We start from the raw sequence: 16219 nt of genomic DNA, 5'->3' as shown, positions 1-16219 counted from the left end.
GGTCACCGCCACCCCCGTCGACTGGAACCGCGCGCTGGGCACCGGCGCGTCGACCGACCTGGGATTCGTGGGCTCCTTCACGGGCGCCAACCCGATCCGGCCGTTCCCGGCACACTCCGTCGCCGATGTGCACGGCGACGGCCGCGGATTCACCCGGACGGGGAGGCGCTCGGAGTGAACAGGGGGAGCGCCGGGGGGCGCGTTCCCTCATGGAGTTTCCTTCGTGATCACCGCCGACCTACCGTCGACACCATGGGACGCGAGGACCTGGCGACACTGGTACGGATCTGTGATCCGGCGGGCTCGCCGCGCGGCACCGGCTTCCTCGCCGACCACGACGGCACCCTCGTCACCTCCCACGAGGCCGTCGACGGACTCACCCGCCTCCTGCTGCGCGCCCCCGGCGACCGGACCTGCCTCACCGGCGCCGACGCCGTCACCCCCCTCCCCGAGCACGGACTCGCCCTGGTGAGGACCCACGGCCTCGGCGTCCGCCCCCTGCCGCTCGCCACCCGCCCCGGGACCGAGCCCGGCACGTACGTACGGATCGCCGCGCAGGGCTGGCGCGAGGCCCGCGTCCTCGGCCCCGCCGCCGTCACGTACCCGGCCGGTGGCCGGTGCCACGCCCTCACCGACGCCCTCGAACTGGCCATCGGCACGGAGGGCGCGGAAATCCTCCGCCTCGGCGGGTACGCCACCGGCGGCCCCGTCCTCGACGCCGCCACCGGCACCGTCCTCGGCGTCCTCGGCACCGCCCTGCACGGCGACCCCCGGGCCGCGGGCCACGCGGTGACGCTGCGCCCCGACGGCCCGCTCGCCCCGCTCCTGCGCCGCAACGCGGCCACCGTCCCCGCCTACGGCCCCGACCTCAACCTCGCCGCCGTCCTGGAACTGACCGCCACCGCCACCGGCCCCGCACGCGAACCCGGCCCCTGGCCCGACCCCGTCGAAAGGCCCGCCTGCACCCGCGCCTTCACCGGCTTCGAGACCGGGCGGGACACCCGGGTCCTGGCCGTCGTCGGCACCCCCGGAAGCGGCCGGACCACCGCGCTCGCCGCCCTCTGCGCCCGCCGCGCCCAGGGCACCGCCCCCGCCCCCACGCTCCGGCTGCGCGGCGCCGACCTGCGCGCCGGGGACCGCTCCCTCGCCGACGCCGTCGGACGCGCCCTGCACCAGGCCGGGCGGATCGTCGCCGCCTCCGGCACGGCCGGCGACCCGGCCACCGCCGGCCCCGAGCGGTGCGCCGCCCTCGCCCGCGCGGCCGGCCGCCCCCTGCTCGTCCTCCTCGACGGCCCGGAGGAGATGCCCCCGGCCCTCGCCCACCGGCTGCCCGAGTGGACCGCCGCGAGCGAAGAGTGGCTCCGCGCCCACGACGTCCGGCTCGTGCTCGCCTGCCGCCCCGAGCACTGGGAGCAGGCCGCGGGCCTGTACGGCTCCCCGCCGGCCGTCCTGTCCCTCGGCGACCTCTCCGAGCCGGAGGCCAGGGCCGCCCGGCGGGCGTACGGGCTCGGCGACGGCGACCTCGCGGAGGCGGACGCCCGGCACCCGCTGGCCCTCCGGCTGCTGGCCGAGGTGCGGGCCGCGCTCCCGGGCGGCGTTCCCGGCAGGCCCGGCCGCGAGGAGATCTTCACCGCCTACCTGGACCTCATGTGCCTGCGGGTCGCCGTCCGCGTCGCCGCCGGCACCCGGCCGCTGCCGCGCGGCACCGCCGTCCGCCGCCTCGCCGCCCGGGTCACCGGCCGCGTCCACGAGGCGGCCCGCCGCTGCCTCGGCCCCGGGCACGGGGTCCTCGACCGGGCCTCCTTCGAGGAACTGTTCCCGTGGCGGGACGGCTGGGCCTCGGCCGTCCTCACCGAGGGCCTCCTCGTCCCGGCCGGCTCCGGCTACCGCTTCGCCCACGAGGAGCTGGCCGACTGGGTGCAGGCCGCCCACCTGGACGTGGACGGCGCCCTGCACGCCCTGGTCCACCGCTGGCACGAGGAGACCCCGCTCCGGCTCCCCTCCCGCTCCGACGGGCCCGCCGCCCCCGGGGAACCGGCCGGCGAACCCCTCCCCGTTCCCCGCCACCGGATCGGCCCCGTCCTCCAGGCCCTCCTGCGCCTCGACCGTGCCCAGGGCCCGGCGGGCCTCCTTCCGCACCTCCTCGCCCTCACCGACTCCCTGGACCGGTTCGCGACCCCGCCACCGGTCCCCGCCTCCGCCGGCCCGGCGTCCCCGCACGCCTGCGCCGACGGTGCCTGGTGGGGGGCCCGGCTGCTGCGGGAGGCGCTGCGCGGCGTGGGCGACCCCCGCGGATACCTGCCCGTGCTGCGGCGGCTCGCCGACCGGATCGGCGCCGGCCCGGGGCGCCACCCGGTGCACGCGGGGTTCGGCGCGGAGTTCTGGCAGGAGCTGCCGCTGGGCGAGGACGAGCGGATCGACCTCCTGCGGCGGCTCGTGCCCGCCGACCCGCCGCCCGGACGGCCCGCAGGGGAGCGCTCCCTCGACACCGTCGCCGCCCTCCTCGCCGCCGACCCCCGGGGCGTCCAGCCGCTCCTGTGCCGCTGGTTCACCGACGACCGCCCCCTGCCCGCCACCCCGGACGCCACGGTCGCCACCGCCGCCCAGGCCCTCCTCCACACCCACCGGGCGCTCGCCGTCGACGACCTGTGCGAGGCGCTCGTCGCCACCGCCCATCCGCTGGCCGAGGACCTCCTCGACGCCCTCGCCGAGGACGAGCCCGCCGCGCTGTGCCGCGCCGTCGACCGCTGGGCCCACGACGACGGCCGACCCGAACGGCGCGCCGCCGCCGCCACGTACGCCCAGCGGCTCGCCCCCCGCGTCACCGCCCCCGCCGACCGCGAACTCCTGCGCTACGCCGCCCTCGCCCTGCTCGCCCGCCCCGCCGACGAGGCCCTCCACCCCCTCGCGCTCGGCCTGCTCGTCCGCGACCCGGAGACCCGCCCCCGCCATCTGCCGCGGGCTCTCGCGGACACCCGCGTCCCCGCCGAGGACCTCACCGCGGCCCTCGACACCCACCCCGAACTCGTCCTCGTGGCCTTCCGGGAACGGCTCACCGGCGCCGGAGAGACCCCGGCCGCCGCGCTGCGCGCCCTCGCCGCCGTCGACACCCCCGCCCTCACCCGGCGCATCGCCGCCCTCGTCCGCGACTACGCCGGCCGCCACCCCGAGGGCGCCGCCCACGTCGCCGCCTACGTCGACCGGCGCCTGGAGGAGGGCCCCACCGCGCGGGCCGTCCTCCACCCCCTCGTCACGGGGCTGATCCGGTCCCGGCCCGCAGCAGTCCGGCGCGCCCTCGCCCCCGTGCTCGCCGCCCCCGGCTCCGGCGCCTCCCGCCACCTGAGGGCCGAACTCCTCGACGTACTTCTGGAACATGAGGCGTACGAGGCGGAGACGGGGGAGCCGGCCGTCCTGGACGCCCTGATCGTCGCGGCGGCCCTCGGTGCCGCCCGCCGCCCCGCCCCCCGCACCCGCGCCCTCCTGGAGCGCACGGCGGCCCTGTACGCGCGCCTGCCGGGGGGACCCGCCCGCTGCGAGAGCCTCCTCGCCGCCCTCGCCGAGGCCCGCCCCGCCTTCGCCGCGCACCTCGCGCAGGCCCTCCCCGCCCCCCGGAGCGGCGGCAGTTCCATGCCGATGCCGAGCGAGGACCGCGGGCATGGCAGTCTTAGACCTGCGTAATGGGCGCACAGGGCGAACAGGCGGACGAGGAGCGGTCACAGTGCAGCGCTGGCGTGGCTTGGAGGACATCCCCCAGGACTGGGGGCGCAGCGTCGTCACCATCGGCTCCTACGACGGGGTGCACCGCGGACACCAGTTGATCATCGGGCGGGCCGTCGAGCGGGCCCGCGCCCTCGGCATCCCCTCCGTCGTGGTCACCTTCGACCCGCACCCCTCCGAGGTCGTGCGCCCCGGCAGCCACCCGCCGCTGCTCGCCCCGCACCACCGGCGGGCCGAGCTGATCGCCGAACTCGGCGTGGACGCGGTGCTCGTGCTGCCGTTCACCGCCGAGTTCTCGCAGCTGTCCCCGGCGGACTTCGTCGTCAAGGTGCTCGTCGACAAGCTGCACGCCAAGGCCGTCATCGAGGGCCCGAACTTCCGCTTCGGCCACCGGGCCGCCGGAAACGTCGACCTCCTCGCCGAGCTCGGCACCACCTACGACTACGAGGTCGAGGTCATCGACCTGTTCGTCTGCGGCGAGGCCGGCGACGGCGAGCCGTTCTCCTCGACGCTCACCCGCCGGCTCGTCGCCGGGGGCGACATGGCGGGAGCCGCCGAGGTCCTCGGCCGACCGCACCGCGTCGAGGGCGTCGTCGTCCGCGGCGCCCAGCGGGGCCGCGAACTCGGCTTTCCCACGGCCAACGTCGAGACCCTGCCCCACACGGCGATCCCGGCCGACGGCGTCTACGCGGGCTGGCTGACGGCGGCGGGGGAGCGGATGCCGGCGGCCATCTCGGTCGGCACCAACCCGCAGTTCGACGGCAAGGAGCGGACGGTCGAGGCGTACGCGATCGACCGCGAGGGCCTGGACCTGTACGGGCTCCACGTGGCCGTGGACTTCCTCGCCTACGTGCGCGGCATGCTCAGGTTCGACACCCTCGACGACCTGCTGCGGGCGATGGCCGCCGACGTGGAGACGTGCCGCGCGCTCACGGAGACGTACGACCGCGAACACGGCCACTGAGCCGCCCCCCGGTGGGGGGACGGCTCAGGTGACGCGGCCCCTCACCAGGTGACCAGCAGCTCCTTCGGGCCGCGGATCAGTCCCTTGGACTGCCACACCACGCCCTCGGGGCCGTCCGCGAGCCGCAGTCGCGGATAGCGGCGCAGCAGCGTCCCCAGCATCACCTCGGACTCCATCCGCGTGAGCATCGCGCCCATGCAGTGGTGCGGGCCGTGCCCGAACGACACGTGCCCGGTGCCCGTCCGGTCGAAGTCGATCCCGTGCGGGTCCTCGAAGACCTCAGGGTCCCGGTTGGCCGCCAGGTACGAGGCGTACACCGCCTCACCCGCCCGGATCAGCACCCCGCCGACCTCGACGTCCTCGGTCGCGATCCGCGGCAGCCCGACCCCGTTGCGGTGCGGGATCCAGCGCAGCAGCTCGTCCACCGCCTGCGGCAGCAGCTCCGGCTCGGCGCGCAGCCGGGCCTCCAGCTCCGGACGGGTGAGCAGCACGTACACCATGTTGGCGCTGTTGTTGCGGACCGCGTGAGCGCCGCTGATCAGGATCGCCATGGCGAGCGAGACGGCCTCGTCGCCGTTGATCCGGCCCTCCGCCAGGGACTCGGCGAGCACCCCGGCGAGATCGTCCGAGGGCTCCGCGCTCCGCCGTTCGAGCAGCCGGGTGATGTAGCCGTGGATCTGCGCCTTGGCCGCCCGGCTGCTCTCCGGACCCGGACCGGAGGACAGGATGAGGTCGGGCCAGGACGCCAGCTCCGCCCGGTCCTCCTCCGGAATGCCGAGGAGGTCGCACACCACCGACATGGGCAGCGGCCCGTGCAGGTGCTTCATCAGATCGGCCGGGCGGCCCGCCTCCTCCATCGCGTCCAGGAGCCGGTCGCAGCTCGCCTGCGCCAGCGGCCGCAGCCGCTTGGTGCTCTGCCCGGTGAACGCCTTGGTCACCGCCTTGCGCAGCTGCGTGTGGTAGGGCGGGTCGGCGTAGTTCAGGGCCGCCTTCGAGGCCACCATGTGGCCGGTCATGCCGGTGACCTGGCGGTCGAGCAGGGCCGTCCGGCTGAACCGGGGGTCGGAGGTCACCGTCCGGACGTCCTCGTACCGGGTGACGAGCCAGGCCTCGTTCTCCGCGGCGAACGGCAGCCGGATACGGGCGACGGGCTCCTCCCTGAGGAGTTCGGTCAGCAGCGGGTCGAAGTCGAGGGCCGGCAGGTCCTCGACGGCCCAGTCGCGGGCGGGCCGCGGGGCGGCCGTCGGTTCGGAGGTCATGAGGACCGTGTTCCCGGCCGCCGGGAGCCGTGACACGCCGGGCGTTCGACAGCCCCCTGAACGGAGCAGCCCGCCGCCCCGGCACCCTTCACCGTCCGTGACCGGACTGTCGCAGTCGCGGTTGCGGGGTGGCGATCACCGGGTGACGGTGGGCGCAGTTCACGCGAACCAGACGAAGGAGCGAGTGTCGTGGTGACCCTGTGCAAGCCCGCGGTGTCCGTGCCCGAGCACGTGATCACGATGGAGGAGACGCTCGAACTCGCCCGCTCACGCCATGCGGACCACCCCCAGCTGGGGCTGGCCCTACGGCTGATCGGGAACACCGGGGTCGCCAAGCGGCACATCGTGCAGCCCATCGAGGAGACGCTGAAGCATCCCGGCTTCGAGGAACGCAACACCCTGTACGAGGCGGAGGCGAAGGCCCGGGTGCCGGCCGTCGTGGAGGAGGCCCTCGGTAACGCGGGACTGCGCCCCGCGGACATCGACATGATCGTCTACGTGTCGTGCACGGGCTTCATGATGCCCTCGCTCACCGCCTGGCTGATCAACACCATGGGCTTCCCCAGCCACACCCGTCAGCTGCCCATCGCCCAGCTGGGCTGCGCCGCCGGCGGAGCCGCCATCAACCGGGCGCACGACTTCTGCACCGCCTACCCGGAGGCCAACGTCCTCATCGTGGCCTGCGAGTTCTGCTCGCTGTGCTACCAGCCCACCGACCTCGGCGTCGGCTCGCTGCTCTCCAACGGACTCTTCGGCGACGCCGTCGCCGCGGCGGTGGTCCGCGGCCAGGGCGGCACCGGCATCGCCCTGGAGCGCAACAACTCCCACCTCGTGCCCGACACCGAGGACTGGATCGCCTACAGCGTCCGCGCCACCGGTTTCCACTTCCTCCTGGACAAGCGCGTCCCGACCACCATGGAGCCGCTGGCCCCCGCGCTCCGCGAGATCGCCGGGGCGCACGGCTGGGACGCGGGGAACCTGGACTTCTACATCATCCACGCGGGCGGCCCCCGCATCCTCGACGACCTCAGCCTCTTCCTCGAAGTGCCGCCGGAGTCCTTCCGGTTCAGCCGCGCCACGCTCACGGAGTACGGCAACATCGCGAGCGCCGTCGTCCTGGACGCGGTGCGGCGGCTCTTCGAGGAGGGCGGGCAGCCGGAGGGCGCGCGCGGCATCCTCGCCGGCTTCGGGCCCGGCATCACCGCCGAGATGTGCCTCGGCCGGTGGACCAACTCCGCCCGGGAGCCCGAGCCACGCCTCGACGCGCGGCGGATCGTCGGGTACGCGCCCGCGATGCGGCCCGCCCGCAGCACCACCGCCTGACCGGTACGGCAACCGCCCCTCGTACGGAGGTACGGCCGGCGCCGGCCGTCCGGGACCCGGCAACTCCCCGTACGGAGGTACGGCCGGCCGTCGGGGCACGGCGCGCCCCGCCCGTACGGAGGTACGGCCGGCCCGGCTCAGGTCCGGACCCGGCGCACCCGTCCGCAGGCACACAGGACCCTTCTCCCCATCCGAGTCACCGTCACGGATCCACCCCCAGCACAGGAGAGCCGCATGACCAGCACGCCACCCTCCCGCCGCGGGACCCGCCCGCGCCTCCGTGTCCGGCGGGCCGCCGCCGCCCTGACCGCGCTCCTCGCCGGCGCGGCCACCACCTCGCTCGCCGGGCCCCCCGCCCAGGCGGCCGGCGCACCCGACCGGGCCCGCGTCCCCATGCACCAGTGCTGGGTGAACGACGTGGCGGCACCGCCCGGTGACACCGTCAGCGGCACCAACGGCGACGACCACATCTTCTGCGACAGCGACCTGGAGAACGTCACCGTCTCGGGTGGCGGCGGCAACGACATGATCGAGGTCCGGGGTCTGGTCATCGACTCGGCCATCACGGGCGGCGAGGGCGACGACGTCATCCGCGCCAAGCACCTGGTGCCGCAGAAGGCCTCCAGCATGGTGCGGGGCAACCGCGGCAACGACGTCATCAAGGTCGCCACCGTCTCCGGTGACGGCGCGGAGCGCGGCGCCGTGGTGCACGGCGACGACGGCAACGACAAGATCTTCACCGGTTCGGTGAGCGGGGCGCCCGGCAAGTTCAACCGCGGCGGCGGCATCGTCACCGGCAACGACGGCGTCGACTTCATCAGGGTCGGCACCATCGACTTCTCCGGCCGGGTCCTCGGCGGCAGCGAGGGCGACCGCATCGAGGCCGCCGCCCTCGGCCCGGAGTCCGGCGGCCTCATCCAGGCCGGCCCCGGCGACGACACGATCAGCGGCCACGACGGCGCCGTCCTGACGGTCGGCCCGCACTGGGGCACCGTCGACGCCGGTGTCGGCAAGGACACCTGCGCGATCGTCTCCGTCTCCACCCGCACCGCCATCGCCTCCTGCGAGACGATGCCGAAGGCCCCGACGAAGGAGAACGGCGGCCCCGAGGCCCAGCCCCAGCCGGACACGGAGGCGGAACCCGAGTCCGCCCACTGAGGGTGAGGGCGGGGGCCTAACCTCCCGCCCCCTCCCGTGTCACCCAGTGGCACGCCACCGCCCGCTCCCCGCCGCCTCCCAGGACCGGCAGGTCGGCCGTACGGCAGCGCTCCGCGACCGGGTCCGCCTCACCGGAGGCCAGGACCTGGCAGCGGACGTGGAAGCGGCAGCCCGGCGGGACGCGTGAGGGGTCCGGGGGCTCTCCGGTCAGTACCACCGGGGTGCCCCCGGACTCCGGGAGGACCGACAGCAGCGCCCGGGTGTACGGGTGGCGAGGGGCCGTCAGGACGGACTCCACCGGCCCCGTCTCCACCACCCGGCCCAGGTACATCACCGCCACCCGGTCCGCGATGTTCCAGGCCAGGCCCAGATCGTGCGTCACCACCAGGGCCGACAGGCCCAGTTCGTCGCGGAGCCGCAGCAGCAGGGCCAGCACCTCGCCCCGTACGGACGCGTCCAGTGAGGCGACCGGCTCGTCCGCGACGATGAGCTCCGGTTCCAGGACGAGCGCGCCCGCGATGACCACCCGCTGCCGCTGACCGCCGGACAGCTCGTGCGGATAGCGCAGGAAGAACCGCTCCGGCGGCCGCAGCCCGGCCCGCGCGAGCGCCCCCGCCACCGCCGCCCGCTCGTCCCCCTCGTGGCCGTGGATCCGCAGCCCCTCCGCCACCGCGTCGTACACGGTGTGCCGGGGGTTCAGCGAACCGCTCGGGTCCTGCAGCACCAGCTGCGCCCGCCGCCGGTACGCCTTCAGCGCCCCCGGCGCGTACACCAGCGGTTTCCCGGCGAAGGAGACCGAGCCGGAGGCAGGCCGGACCAGGCCCAGGAGCGACCGGGCGAGGGTCGTCTTCCCGCAGCCGGACTCGCCGACCAGGGCCACGATCTCGCCCGCCCCGATGTCCAGGTCCACCCCGTCCACGGCCCGCGCGGGCGACGCGCCCCGCCGCCCGGGGAAGGTGACGTGCAGCCCGCGCGCGGACAGCAGGGGACCGGCGACCGTACTCATGACACGCTCCCCACGTGGACGCAGGCGGCCCGGTGCCCCGGTCCCGCCTCCCGCAGCAGCTGGTCCCGTTCGGCGCAGGACTCCACCACGACCGGGCAGCGCGGATGGAACGCGCAGCCCCCCGGCAGATCGGCCGGGTCCGGCGGATCACCCGGCAGGCCGCGCGGCGCCCGCCGGGACGCCGGGTCCCCGATGCGCGGGAACGCCGAGGACAGGGCCCGCCCGTACGGGTGCGCGGCCGCCTCGAACACCTGCCGTGCCGGACCCTCCTCCACCACACGGCCCGCGTACATCACGGCGAGCCGGTCGCAGGTGTCGGCCAGCACCGCCAGGTCGTGGCTGATCATCAGCAGGCTGATCGACTGCTCGGTGACCAGGCCCTCGATCAGGCGCAGGATCTGCGCCTGGATCATCACGTCGAGCGCCGTCGTCGGTTCGTCCGCGACGATCAGCTTCGGATCGCAGGCCAGGGCCATCGCGATCATCACCCGCTGCCGCTGGCCGCCGGACAGCTCGTGCGGATGGGCCGCCGCCCGCGCCGCCGGCAGCCCCACGTGCTCGAGCAGCTCACCGGCGCGGCGGCGGGCCTCCGCCGGGGTCGCCCGGCCGTGCACGAGCAGCGGCTCCGCGACCTGGTCACCGATCCTGCGGACCGCGTTCAGCGAGTGCATCGCGCCCTGGAAGACGATCGAGGCGCCCGCCCAGCGCACGGCCCGCAGCCGGCCCCACTTCATGGTGAGGACGTCCTCGCCGTCGAGGAGGATCTCGCCGCTCAGCCGCGCCGACGCGGGCAGGAGCCGCAGCAGCGCCAGCGCGAGCGTGGACTTGCCGCAGCCGGACTCGCCCGCCACGCCGAGCTTCTGGCCGGCGGCCAGGCTCAGGTCCACGCCGCGGACGGCGGGTACGGCCGCCGCCCCCGCCCCGTAGGTGACCCGCAGGTCCCGGACCTCCAGGAGACTCACCGCCCCACCCCCAGCTTCGGATTGAGCACCGACTCGACCGCCCGGCCGCACAGCGTGAACGCCAGGGCGACCAGGGCGATGGCGATGCCGGGCGGCGCCAGGTACCACCAGTGCCCCGAGGAGACCGCGCCCGCCTCGCGGGCGTCCTGGAGCATGCCGCCCCAGGAGACCACCGTCGGGTCACCGAGCCCGAGGAAGGCGAGCGTCGCCTCGGTGAGGATCGCGGTCGAGATGCCGAGGGTGGTCTGCGCGAGGACCAGCGGCATCACGTTCGGCAGCACGTGCCGGGTCATGATGTGCCGGTGGCCGCCGCCGAGGGCCCTCGCCCGCTCGATGTACGGGCGGGACTCGACGGCGATCGTCTGCGCCCGCACCAGCCGCGCGGTGGTCGGCCAGGACGTCACCCCGATCGCCAGGACCACCGTCCACACCGACCGGGACATGACGGTGGCCAGCACGATCGCCAGGACCAGCGTCGGCATCACGAGGAACCAGTCGGTGATCCGCATGACGACGGTGGCGAACCAGCCCCCGTAGTGTCCGGCGACGATGCCCACCAGGGTGCCGATGGCGACCGAGAGGGCCGCCGCGAGCAGCCCCACGAGCAGGGAGACACGGGAGCCCCACACCAGCAGCCCGAGGAGGGAGCGCCCGAACTGGTCGGTGCCGAGCGGGAACGCGGCGCTCGGTGCCTCGAGCGCGGTGCCGGGCGCGTTCGTCACCGACTGCACGTCGGAGCCGACGAGCAGCGGCGCGGCGAGCGCGAGCAGGCCGATCAGGGCCAGGCCCGCCAGGCCGTACAGACCGGCGCGGTGGGTGCGGTACGCCCGCCAGAAGCGGACGGCCGAGCCCTTGCGCCGTTCCCATGTCAGAGAGGTCATCGGCCCACCCGGGGATCGAGCAGCGGATAGAGCAGGTCGGCGATCAGGTTCATCAGGATCATCGCCCCGGCGAAGACCACGAACAGGCCCTGCACCAGAGGCAGATCGGGCACGCTCAGCGCCTGGTAGAACAGCCCGCCGAGTCCGGGCCAGGAGAACACGGTCTCCACCAGAATCGAACCGGCCGCCACGTGCCCGAGGTTGATGAAGATCATGGTGACGGTGGGCAGCAGCGCGTTGGGCACGGCGTGCCGGCGCCGCACCGCGTCGTCGCGCAGCCCCTTCGCCCGCGCGGTGGTGAGGTAGTCGCCGCCCATCTCGTCGAGCAGCGAGGACCGCATCACCAGGAGCGTCTGCGCGTAACCGACCGCGACGAGCGTGACCACCGGCAGGACGAGGTGGTGGGCGACGTCGAGGACGTACGCGAAACCGGTCTCGCCGGTCCCCGACTCCATGCCGCCGGTCGGGAAGAGACCGGGGACGGGGCCCACGCCGACGGAGAACACGATGATGAGGAGGAGCCCCAGCCAGAACGAGGGCACCGACCACAGCGTCAGCGCGAGGCCGGTGTTCAGCCGGTCGCCGAGCCCGCCGTGCCGCCAGGCGGAGCGGGTGCCGAGCCAGAGCCCCAGCGCCGAGTAGAGCACGACGGCCACCCCGGTGAGCAGCAGGGTCGCCGGCAGCTTCTCCCCGATGAGCTCCCCGACCGGGGCGCGGAACTGGAAGGAGGTGCCGAGGTCCCCGCCGAGCGCCTTGGCGCAGTAGTCGGTGAACTGCTGCCACAGTGGCTGGTCCAGGCCGAACTGCCGCCGGAGGGTCGCCAGTTGCTCGGCGGAGGTGGGGACGCCGTGGGTCATCGCCTTCACCGGGTCACCGGGGATGATCCGGAAGAGGAAGAAGCTCGTCACGAGGACGGCGAACAGCGAGACGGCCGCGCCGGCCAGCTTTCCCGCCGCGTGGCGGAGATAACCGGTCCCGGGGCGGGTGCGGGGCGCGCCGCCCGTGGTGCGGGCCCCGGGGGTCCGCACCACGTCGGCGGGGGTGCTCGCGGTCGTCACGGGCTACTCGCGGTCGTCGGCGGAGGCGCGGCGGCGCAGACCGAGGACGACCGCGGCGCCGGCCACCACGACGACGGCCGCCCCGATGCCCACGGCCAGGCCGGTGGAGGAGCCGCCGCCGGAGCCCTCGCCGGAGGCGGAGCCGGCGGGTACGGCCGACCACCAGCTCCAGTAGCCGTCCTGCCCCCAGAGGTTGCCGGCGGCCTCCGGCATGGTGGTGATGGACCTGATGTGGTCCGTGCGGTACGCCTCCAGGGCGTTGGGATAGGCCATGACGTTCATGTATCCCGTGTCGTAGAGCCGGGACTGCATCCGCTTCACCAGGTCCGCCCGCCTGGCCGGGTCGTACTCCTCCGCCTGCTGGGCGTAGAGCGCGTCGAACTCCCTGTCGCAGATGAAGTTGTCGGTGGCGCCGGTGTCCTTCGGGGTGGCGGGCAGGGTGCCGCAGGTGTGGATGGACAGGACGTAGTCGGGGTCCGGGTTGACCGACCAGCCGTCGAAGGCCAGGTCGTAGTCGCCCTTGAGCCACGGGTCGGAGACGCTGTCCAGGCACTCGACCTTCAGGCCGATGCCGAGCTTGCCCCACCACTCCTGGAGGTACTTGCCGACCGCCTTGTCGTTGGGGTCGGTGGCATGGCACAGGATCCGGAAGTCCAGCGGTGCGCCGTCCTTGCCCACCCGCTTGCCGTCGGCGTTCCTGCGGTATCCGGCGGAGTCCAGGAGCCGCTCGGCCGCGGCCGGGTCGTACGCCCGCCGCTGCGCGGGGGACGGCTTCCAGAAGTACGCGCCGAAGCGGGGCGGGATGTAGCCCTCGCCCTCGACGGCGTGCCCCTGGAAGACCTTCTCCACGAGGGTGGCGCGGTCGACCGCGAGGAAGAGGGCCTTGCGCACGGCCGGGTCGAGCAGCGCCTTGTGCCCGTTGCCGAAGGCGGTGCCGTCCTTGGCGCGGGCGCCGGGGTTGGTGGCGAGGGCGTAGAAGCGGCGGCCGGGGGCGTCGTTGACCTTGATGTTCCTCTGCGTGCGGAGCGCGGCGGCCTGAGCGGGCGTCAGGTTCGGTACGAAGGACACCTCGCCCTTCTGGAGGGCGGCGACCGCGGCGTCACCGTCCTTGTAGTACTTGAAGACCAGTTCGTCGAACTTGGGCGCGCCCCGCCAGAAGGACTTGTTGGGCTTGAGCTTGAGGTACTGGTCGACCTTGAAGTCGGTGATGACGAAGGGGCCGTTGCCGACGATCGGGAACCGCTGGTCGTTGTTGAACTTCGAGAAGTCCCCGACCTTCTCCCACACGTGCTTGGGCACGATCGGCACGTCGAGCGCGGTCATCGTGGCCTGCGGCTTCTTCAGTTCGATGACGAGCGTGCGCGGGTCGGGGGCGGTGACCTTCCGGAAGTTGGCCGTGAAGCTGCCGTTGGCGGTGGCGGCGTCCGGGTCGGTCATCATCGTGTTGAAGGTCCAGGCCGCGTCCTCGGCGGTGGCCGGCTTCCCGTCGGACCAGGTGGAGTTGTCGCGGATGGTGTACGTCCACGTCAGCTTGTCCGCCGACGGCTTCCAGGACGTGGCGAAGCCCGGGACGGTACGGGCGTCCTTCGGGTCGTAGTTGGTGAGGTACTCGTACGCCAGGCGGTGGATGCTCGTCGAGGTGAGCTTCTGCGCGAGGAACGGGCTCAGCGAGTCGATGCTCTGCGAGACCGCGACCGTCAGGGTGGTGGGGCCGGACGCGTCCCCCTCGGCCCGGGCGGTGCCGGGGACGGCCGCGAGCGAGGCGGCGGTGACACCGGTGGCGAGCAGCAGGCGCAGGGCTCGGCGGGCCGGCGCGGCGGGACGGGGTGGAACCTTCGTGACCATGACCATGGGACGTGACCTCGCGTCGAGGGGATCTGGCGTGGAGTCGTGGATCTTGGACGGACGATGGGTGAAGCGAAGGTGTATCAGCGGTGGTCTGCCGTCGTCAACGATCGCTCAAACCCCGTGTGGGCTGCGGGAATGCCATGAGGCCCCGTACCGGTGAACCGGTACGGGGCCTCATTGGTCTACTCCTGTGACGCCTTACTGCTGAGGGGCTGGCGGCGCCTGCGGGGGCTGCTGCTGCGGCCAGTTGGGCGGCGGGAAGCCGGCCTGGCCGCCGGCCGCCTCCTGATCCTGCGGATCGGCCTGCGGGGGAAGCGGCTGACCCGGCTGCGCGGGCTGACCCGCCTGCGGCTGCGGCTGCTGCCAGCCCTGCGGGGGACCGTACGGCTGCCCGCCGGGTGGCGGGGCGCCGTACGGCTGACCCGGGGCGGGCTGCCCCGGAGCCGGAGCGTGCGGCGCGCCGGGCGCGGACTGGGCCCCGTACTGCTGTCCCGGCACCGGCGGCTGCCCGTAGGGCTGCTGCGGCGGGTACGGCTGCCCCGGCGCGGGCTGCTGCGCGCCGTACGGCTGGGCGGGGGCGGGCGGAGCCCCGTACGGCAGGCCGGGCACGGGCGCGGCTCCGTACGGTCCCGGCGCGGGCTGCGCGGACAGCGGCTGACCCGGCATCGGCTGGGCCGGCGGCATCGGTCCGCCCGGCATCGGCGGGGCCATGTGCGGGGGCATGCCGCCCTGGCCGTCGCCGGTCCACAGGCCCTGCGCCTGCTGGGCGCGCGAGAAGTCCTCGGCCACCATCGCCGAGAGGTGGAAATACGCCTCCCGGGTCTTCGGCCGCATCATGTCGAGGTCGACCTCGGCGCCGGCCGCCAGGTGCTCGTCGAAGGGCACCACCACGACACCGCGGCAACGGGTCTGGAAGTGCTGCACGATGTCCTCGACCTTGATCATCTTGCCGGTCTCGCGGACCCCGGAGATGACCGTGATCGAGCGCTGCACCAGATCCGCGTAACCGTGCGCGGAGAGCCAGTCCAGCGTCGTGGAGGCGCTGGAGGCACCGTCCACGGACGGCGTCGAGATGATGATCAGCTGATCGGCGAGGTCGAGCACGCCGCGCATGGCGCTGTAGAGCAGACCCGTGCCCGAGTCGGTGAGGATGATCGGGTACTGCTTGCCCAGGACGTCGATCGCCCGCCGGTAGTCCTCGTCGTTGAAGGTCGTCGAGACGGCCGGGTCCACGTCGTTGGCGAGGATCTCCAGACCGGACGGCGCCTGCGACGTGAACCGCCGGATGTCCATGTACGAGTGGAGGTACGGGATCGCCTGCACCAGGTCGCGGATGGTCGCCCCGGTCTCGCGGCGCACCCGGCGGCCGAGCGTGCCGGCGTCGGGGTTCGCGTCGATCGCGAGGATCTTGTCCTGCCGCTCGGTGGCCAGGGTCGCGCCGAGCGCGGTGGTCGTCGTGGTCTTGCCGACACCGCCCTTGAGGGAGATGACCGCGATCCGGTAGCAGGAGAGGACCGGCGTCCGGATCAGCTCCAGCTTGCGCTGCCGCTCCGCCTCCTCCTTCTTGCCGCCGAGCTTGAACCGGGCGGCGCCGCCCGGGTTCCGGCTCGACTTGGGCTTCTGCTTGTTGTTGCGCAGCAGCCGGTCGGAGGAGAGCTCGACCGCCGCCGTGTACCCGAGCGGGGCACCCGGCACGGACCGCTCGCGCTGGTCGTGCGTGACCGCCGAGGGCCAGGCCGCCCCGGTGCGCGGGTCCACCGGACCCTGCGCCTCCTGCGGGTACCCGTACGCACCGGGCTGCGGCTGCGGCGGGACCGGGGGCTGCGGGTGGGGCTGCGCCTGCGGGTAGCCGTACCCCCCGCCCTGCGGGGCGGGCGGATAGCCGTACCCGGGCTGCTGCTGCGGATAGCCGTAACCGCCGGGCTGCGGCTGCGGCTGGGCCTGCGGGGGTACGGGGGCGGGCGGCCCTCTTCTTCTCCGGCCCGACGCCTGGCGTGACATGCGGTCCCGCGGCAGGCGGAGTGCCGCCATAGGCCGGGGGAG

The 16219-nt window shown here is 74.4% G+C and carries 11 protein-coding genes and 1 pseudogene; 5 read left to right on the top strand and 7 right to left on the bottom strand.

Translation table 11 applies throughout. The features are described 5' to 3' along the window. The 3 genes and pseudogenes from ABTY40_RS30520 to ABTY40_RS30510 all read left to right on the top strand — a co-directional run. Nucleotides 1-94: pseudogene (locus ABTY40_RS30520) on the top strand (cellulose binding domain-containing protein); the annotation flags it as partial. Between the two features lie 158 nt (nucleotides 95-252). Then, nucleotides 253-3678, top strand: a complete 3426-nt coding sequence (locus ABTY40_RS30515) for a serine protease (RefSeq protein WP_352062474.1) — start codon at nucleotides 253-255, stop codon at nucleotides 3676-3678. Nucleotides 3679-3718: 40 nt separating this feature from the next. Next, nucleotides 3719-4681: a bifunctional riboflavin kinase/FAD synthetase gene (locus ABTY40_RS30510; RefSeq protein WP_352062473.1), complete on the top strand. Its 963-nt coding sequence runs from the start codon at nucleotides 3719-3721 to the stop codon at nucleotides 4679-4681. A gap of 41 nt (nucleotides 4682-4722) precedes the next feature. On the opposite strand, the gene ABTY40_RS30505 is transcribed toward ABTY40_RS30510, so the two are convergent. Beyond that, entirely contained in the window at nucleotides 4723-5940 is a 1218-nt protein-coding gene (locus tag ABTY40_RS30505; protein ID WP_352062472.1) for a cytochrome P450, read from the bottom strand. A gap of 189 nt (nucleotides 5941-6129) precedes the next feature. Between ABTY40_RS30505 and ABTY40_RS30500 the strand changes: the two genes are divergently transcribed. Beyond that, the gene (locus ABTY40_RS30500) at nucleotides 6130-7263 is read left to right on the top strand and encodes a type III polyketide synthase (protein ID WP_502990713.1); all 1134 of its coding nucleotides are present in this window, start codon (nucleotides 6130-6132) and stop codon (nucleotides 7261-7263) included. A 234-nt stretch (nucleotides 7264-7497) separates the two neighbouring features. Further along, nucleotides 7498-8421, top strand: a complete 924-nt coding sequence (locus tag ABTY40_RS30495; protein ID WP_352062471.1) for a hypothetical protein — start codon at nucleotides 7498-7500, stop codon at nucleotides 8419-8421. Nucleotides 8422-8437: 16 nt separating this feature from the next. Here the strand turns inward: ABTY40_RS30495 and ABTY40_RS30490 are convergent, their stop codons facing one another. From ABTY40_RS30490 to ABTY40_RS30465, 6 genes are all read right to left on the bottom strand, one after another. Next, entirely contained in the window at nucleotides 8438-9427 is a 990-nt protein-coding gene (locus ABTY40_RS30490) for an ABC transporter ATP-binding protein (RefSeq protein ID WP_352062470.1), read from the bottom strand. Beyond that, nucleotides 9424-10389: an ABC transporter ATP-binding protein gene (locus ABTY40_RS30485; RefSeq protein WP_352062469.1), complete on the bottom strand. Its 966-nt coding sequence runs from the start codon at nucleotides 10387-10389 to the stop codon at nucleotides 9424-9426. Before ABTY40_RS30485 ends, ABTY40_RS30490 begins: the two co-directional genes overlap by 4 nt. Next, the gene (locus tag ABTY40_RS30480; RefSeq protein WP_352062468.1) at nucleotides 10386-11270 is read right to left on the bottom strand and encodes an ABC transporter permease; all 885 of its coding nucleotides are present in this window, start codon (nucleotides 11268-11270) and stop codon (nucleotides 10386-10388) included. The genes ABTY40_RS30485 and ABTY40_RS30480 overlap by 4 nt, the downstream gene beginning before the upstream one ends. Beyond that, nucleotides 11267-12328, bottom strand: coding sequence for an ABC transporter permease (locus tag ABTY40_RS30475; protein ID WP_352062467.1), 1062 nt, complete (start codon nucleotides 12326-12328; stop codon nucleotides 11267-11269). Before ABTY40_RS30475 ends, ABTY40_RS30480 begins: the two co-directional genes overlap by 4 nt. Nucleotides 12329-12331: 3 nt before the next feature. Then, complete coding sequence (locus tag ABTY40_RS30470; RefSeq protein WP_352062475.1) at nucleotides 12332-14173, bottom strand: ABC transporter substrate-binding protein; 1842 nt, start codon at nucleotides 14171-14173, stop codon at nucleotides 12332-12334. 201 nt (nucleotides 14174-14374) lie between these two features. Further along, nucleotides 14375-16219, bottom strand: a 1845-nt coding sequence (locus ABTY40_RS30465; RefSeq protein WP_352062466.1) for a MinD/ParA family ATP-binding protein, incomplete at its 5' end; no start/stop codon positions are given.

This window comes from Streptomyces sp. NPDC126503 (genome assembly GCF_040302405.1).
Classification (GTDB): domain Bacteria; phylum Actinomycetota; class Actinomycetes; order Streptomycetales; family Streptomycetaceae; genus Streptomyces; species Streptomyces gulbargensis.
Note: the sequence above shows the minus strand (reverse complement) of the source record. Positions and strands in the feature narration are given on the sequence as shown.

Coding starts and splice junctions, on each gene's coding strand:
- ABTY40_RS30495 (WP_352062471.1), top strand. CDS start 7,498: ATGACCAGCACGCCACCCTCCCGCCGCGGGACCCGCCCGCGCCTCCGT.
- ABTY40_RS30470 (WP_352062475.1), bottom strand. CDS start 14,173: ATGGTCACGAAGGTTCCACCCCGTCCCGCCGCGCCGGCCCGCCGAGCC.
- ABTY40_RS30490 (WP_352062470.1), bottom strand. CDS start 9,427: ATGAGTACGGTCGCCGGTCCCCTGCTGTCCGCGCGCGGGCTGCACGTC.
- ABTY40_RS30515 (WP_352062474.1), top strand. CDS start 253: ATGGGACGCGAGGACCTGGCGACACTGGTACGGATCTGTGATCCGGCG.
- ABTY40_RS30480 (WP_352062468.1), bottom strand. CDS start 11,270: ATGACCTCTCTGACATGGGAACGGCGCAAGGGCTCGGCCGTCCGCTTC.
- ABTY40_RS30505 (WP_352062472.1), bottom strand. CDS start 5,940: ATGACCTCCGAACCGACGGCCGCCCCGCGGCCCGCCCGCGACTGGGCC.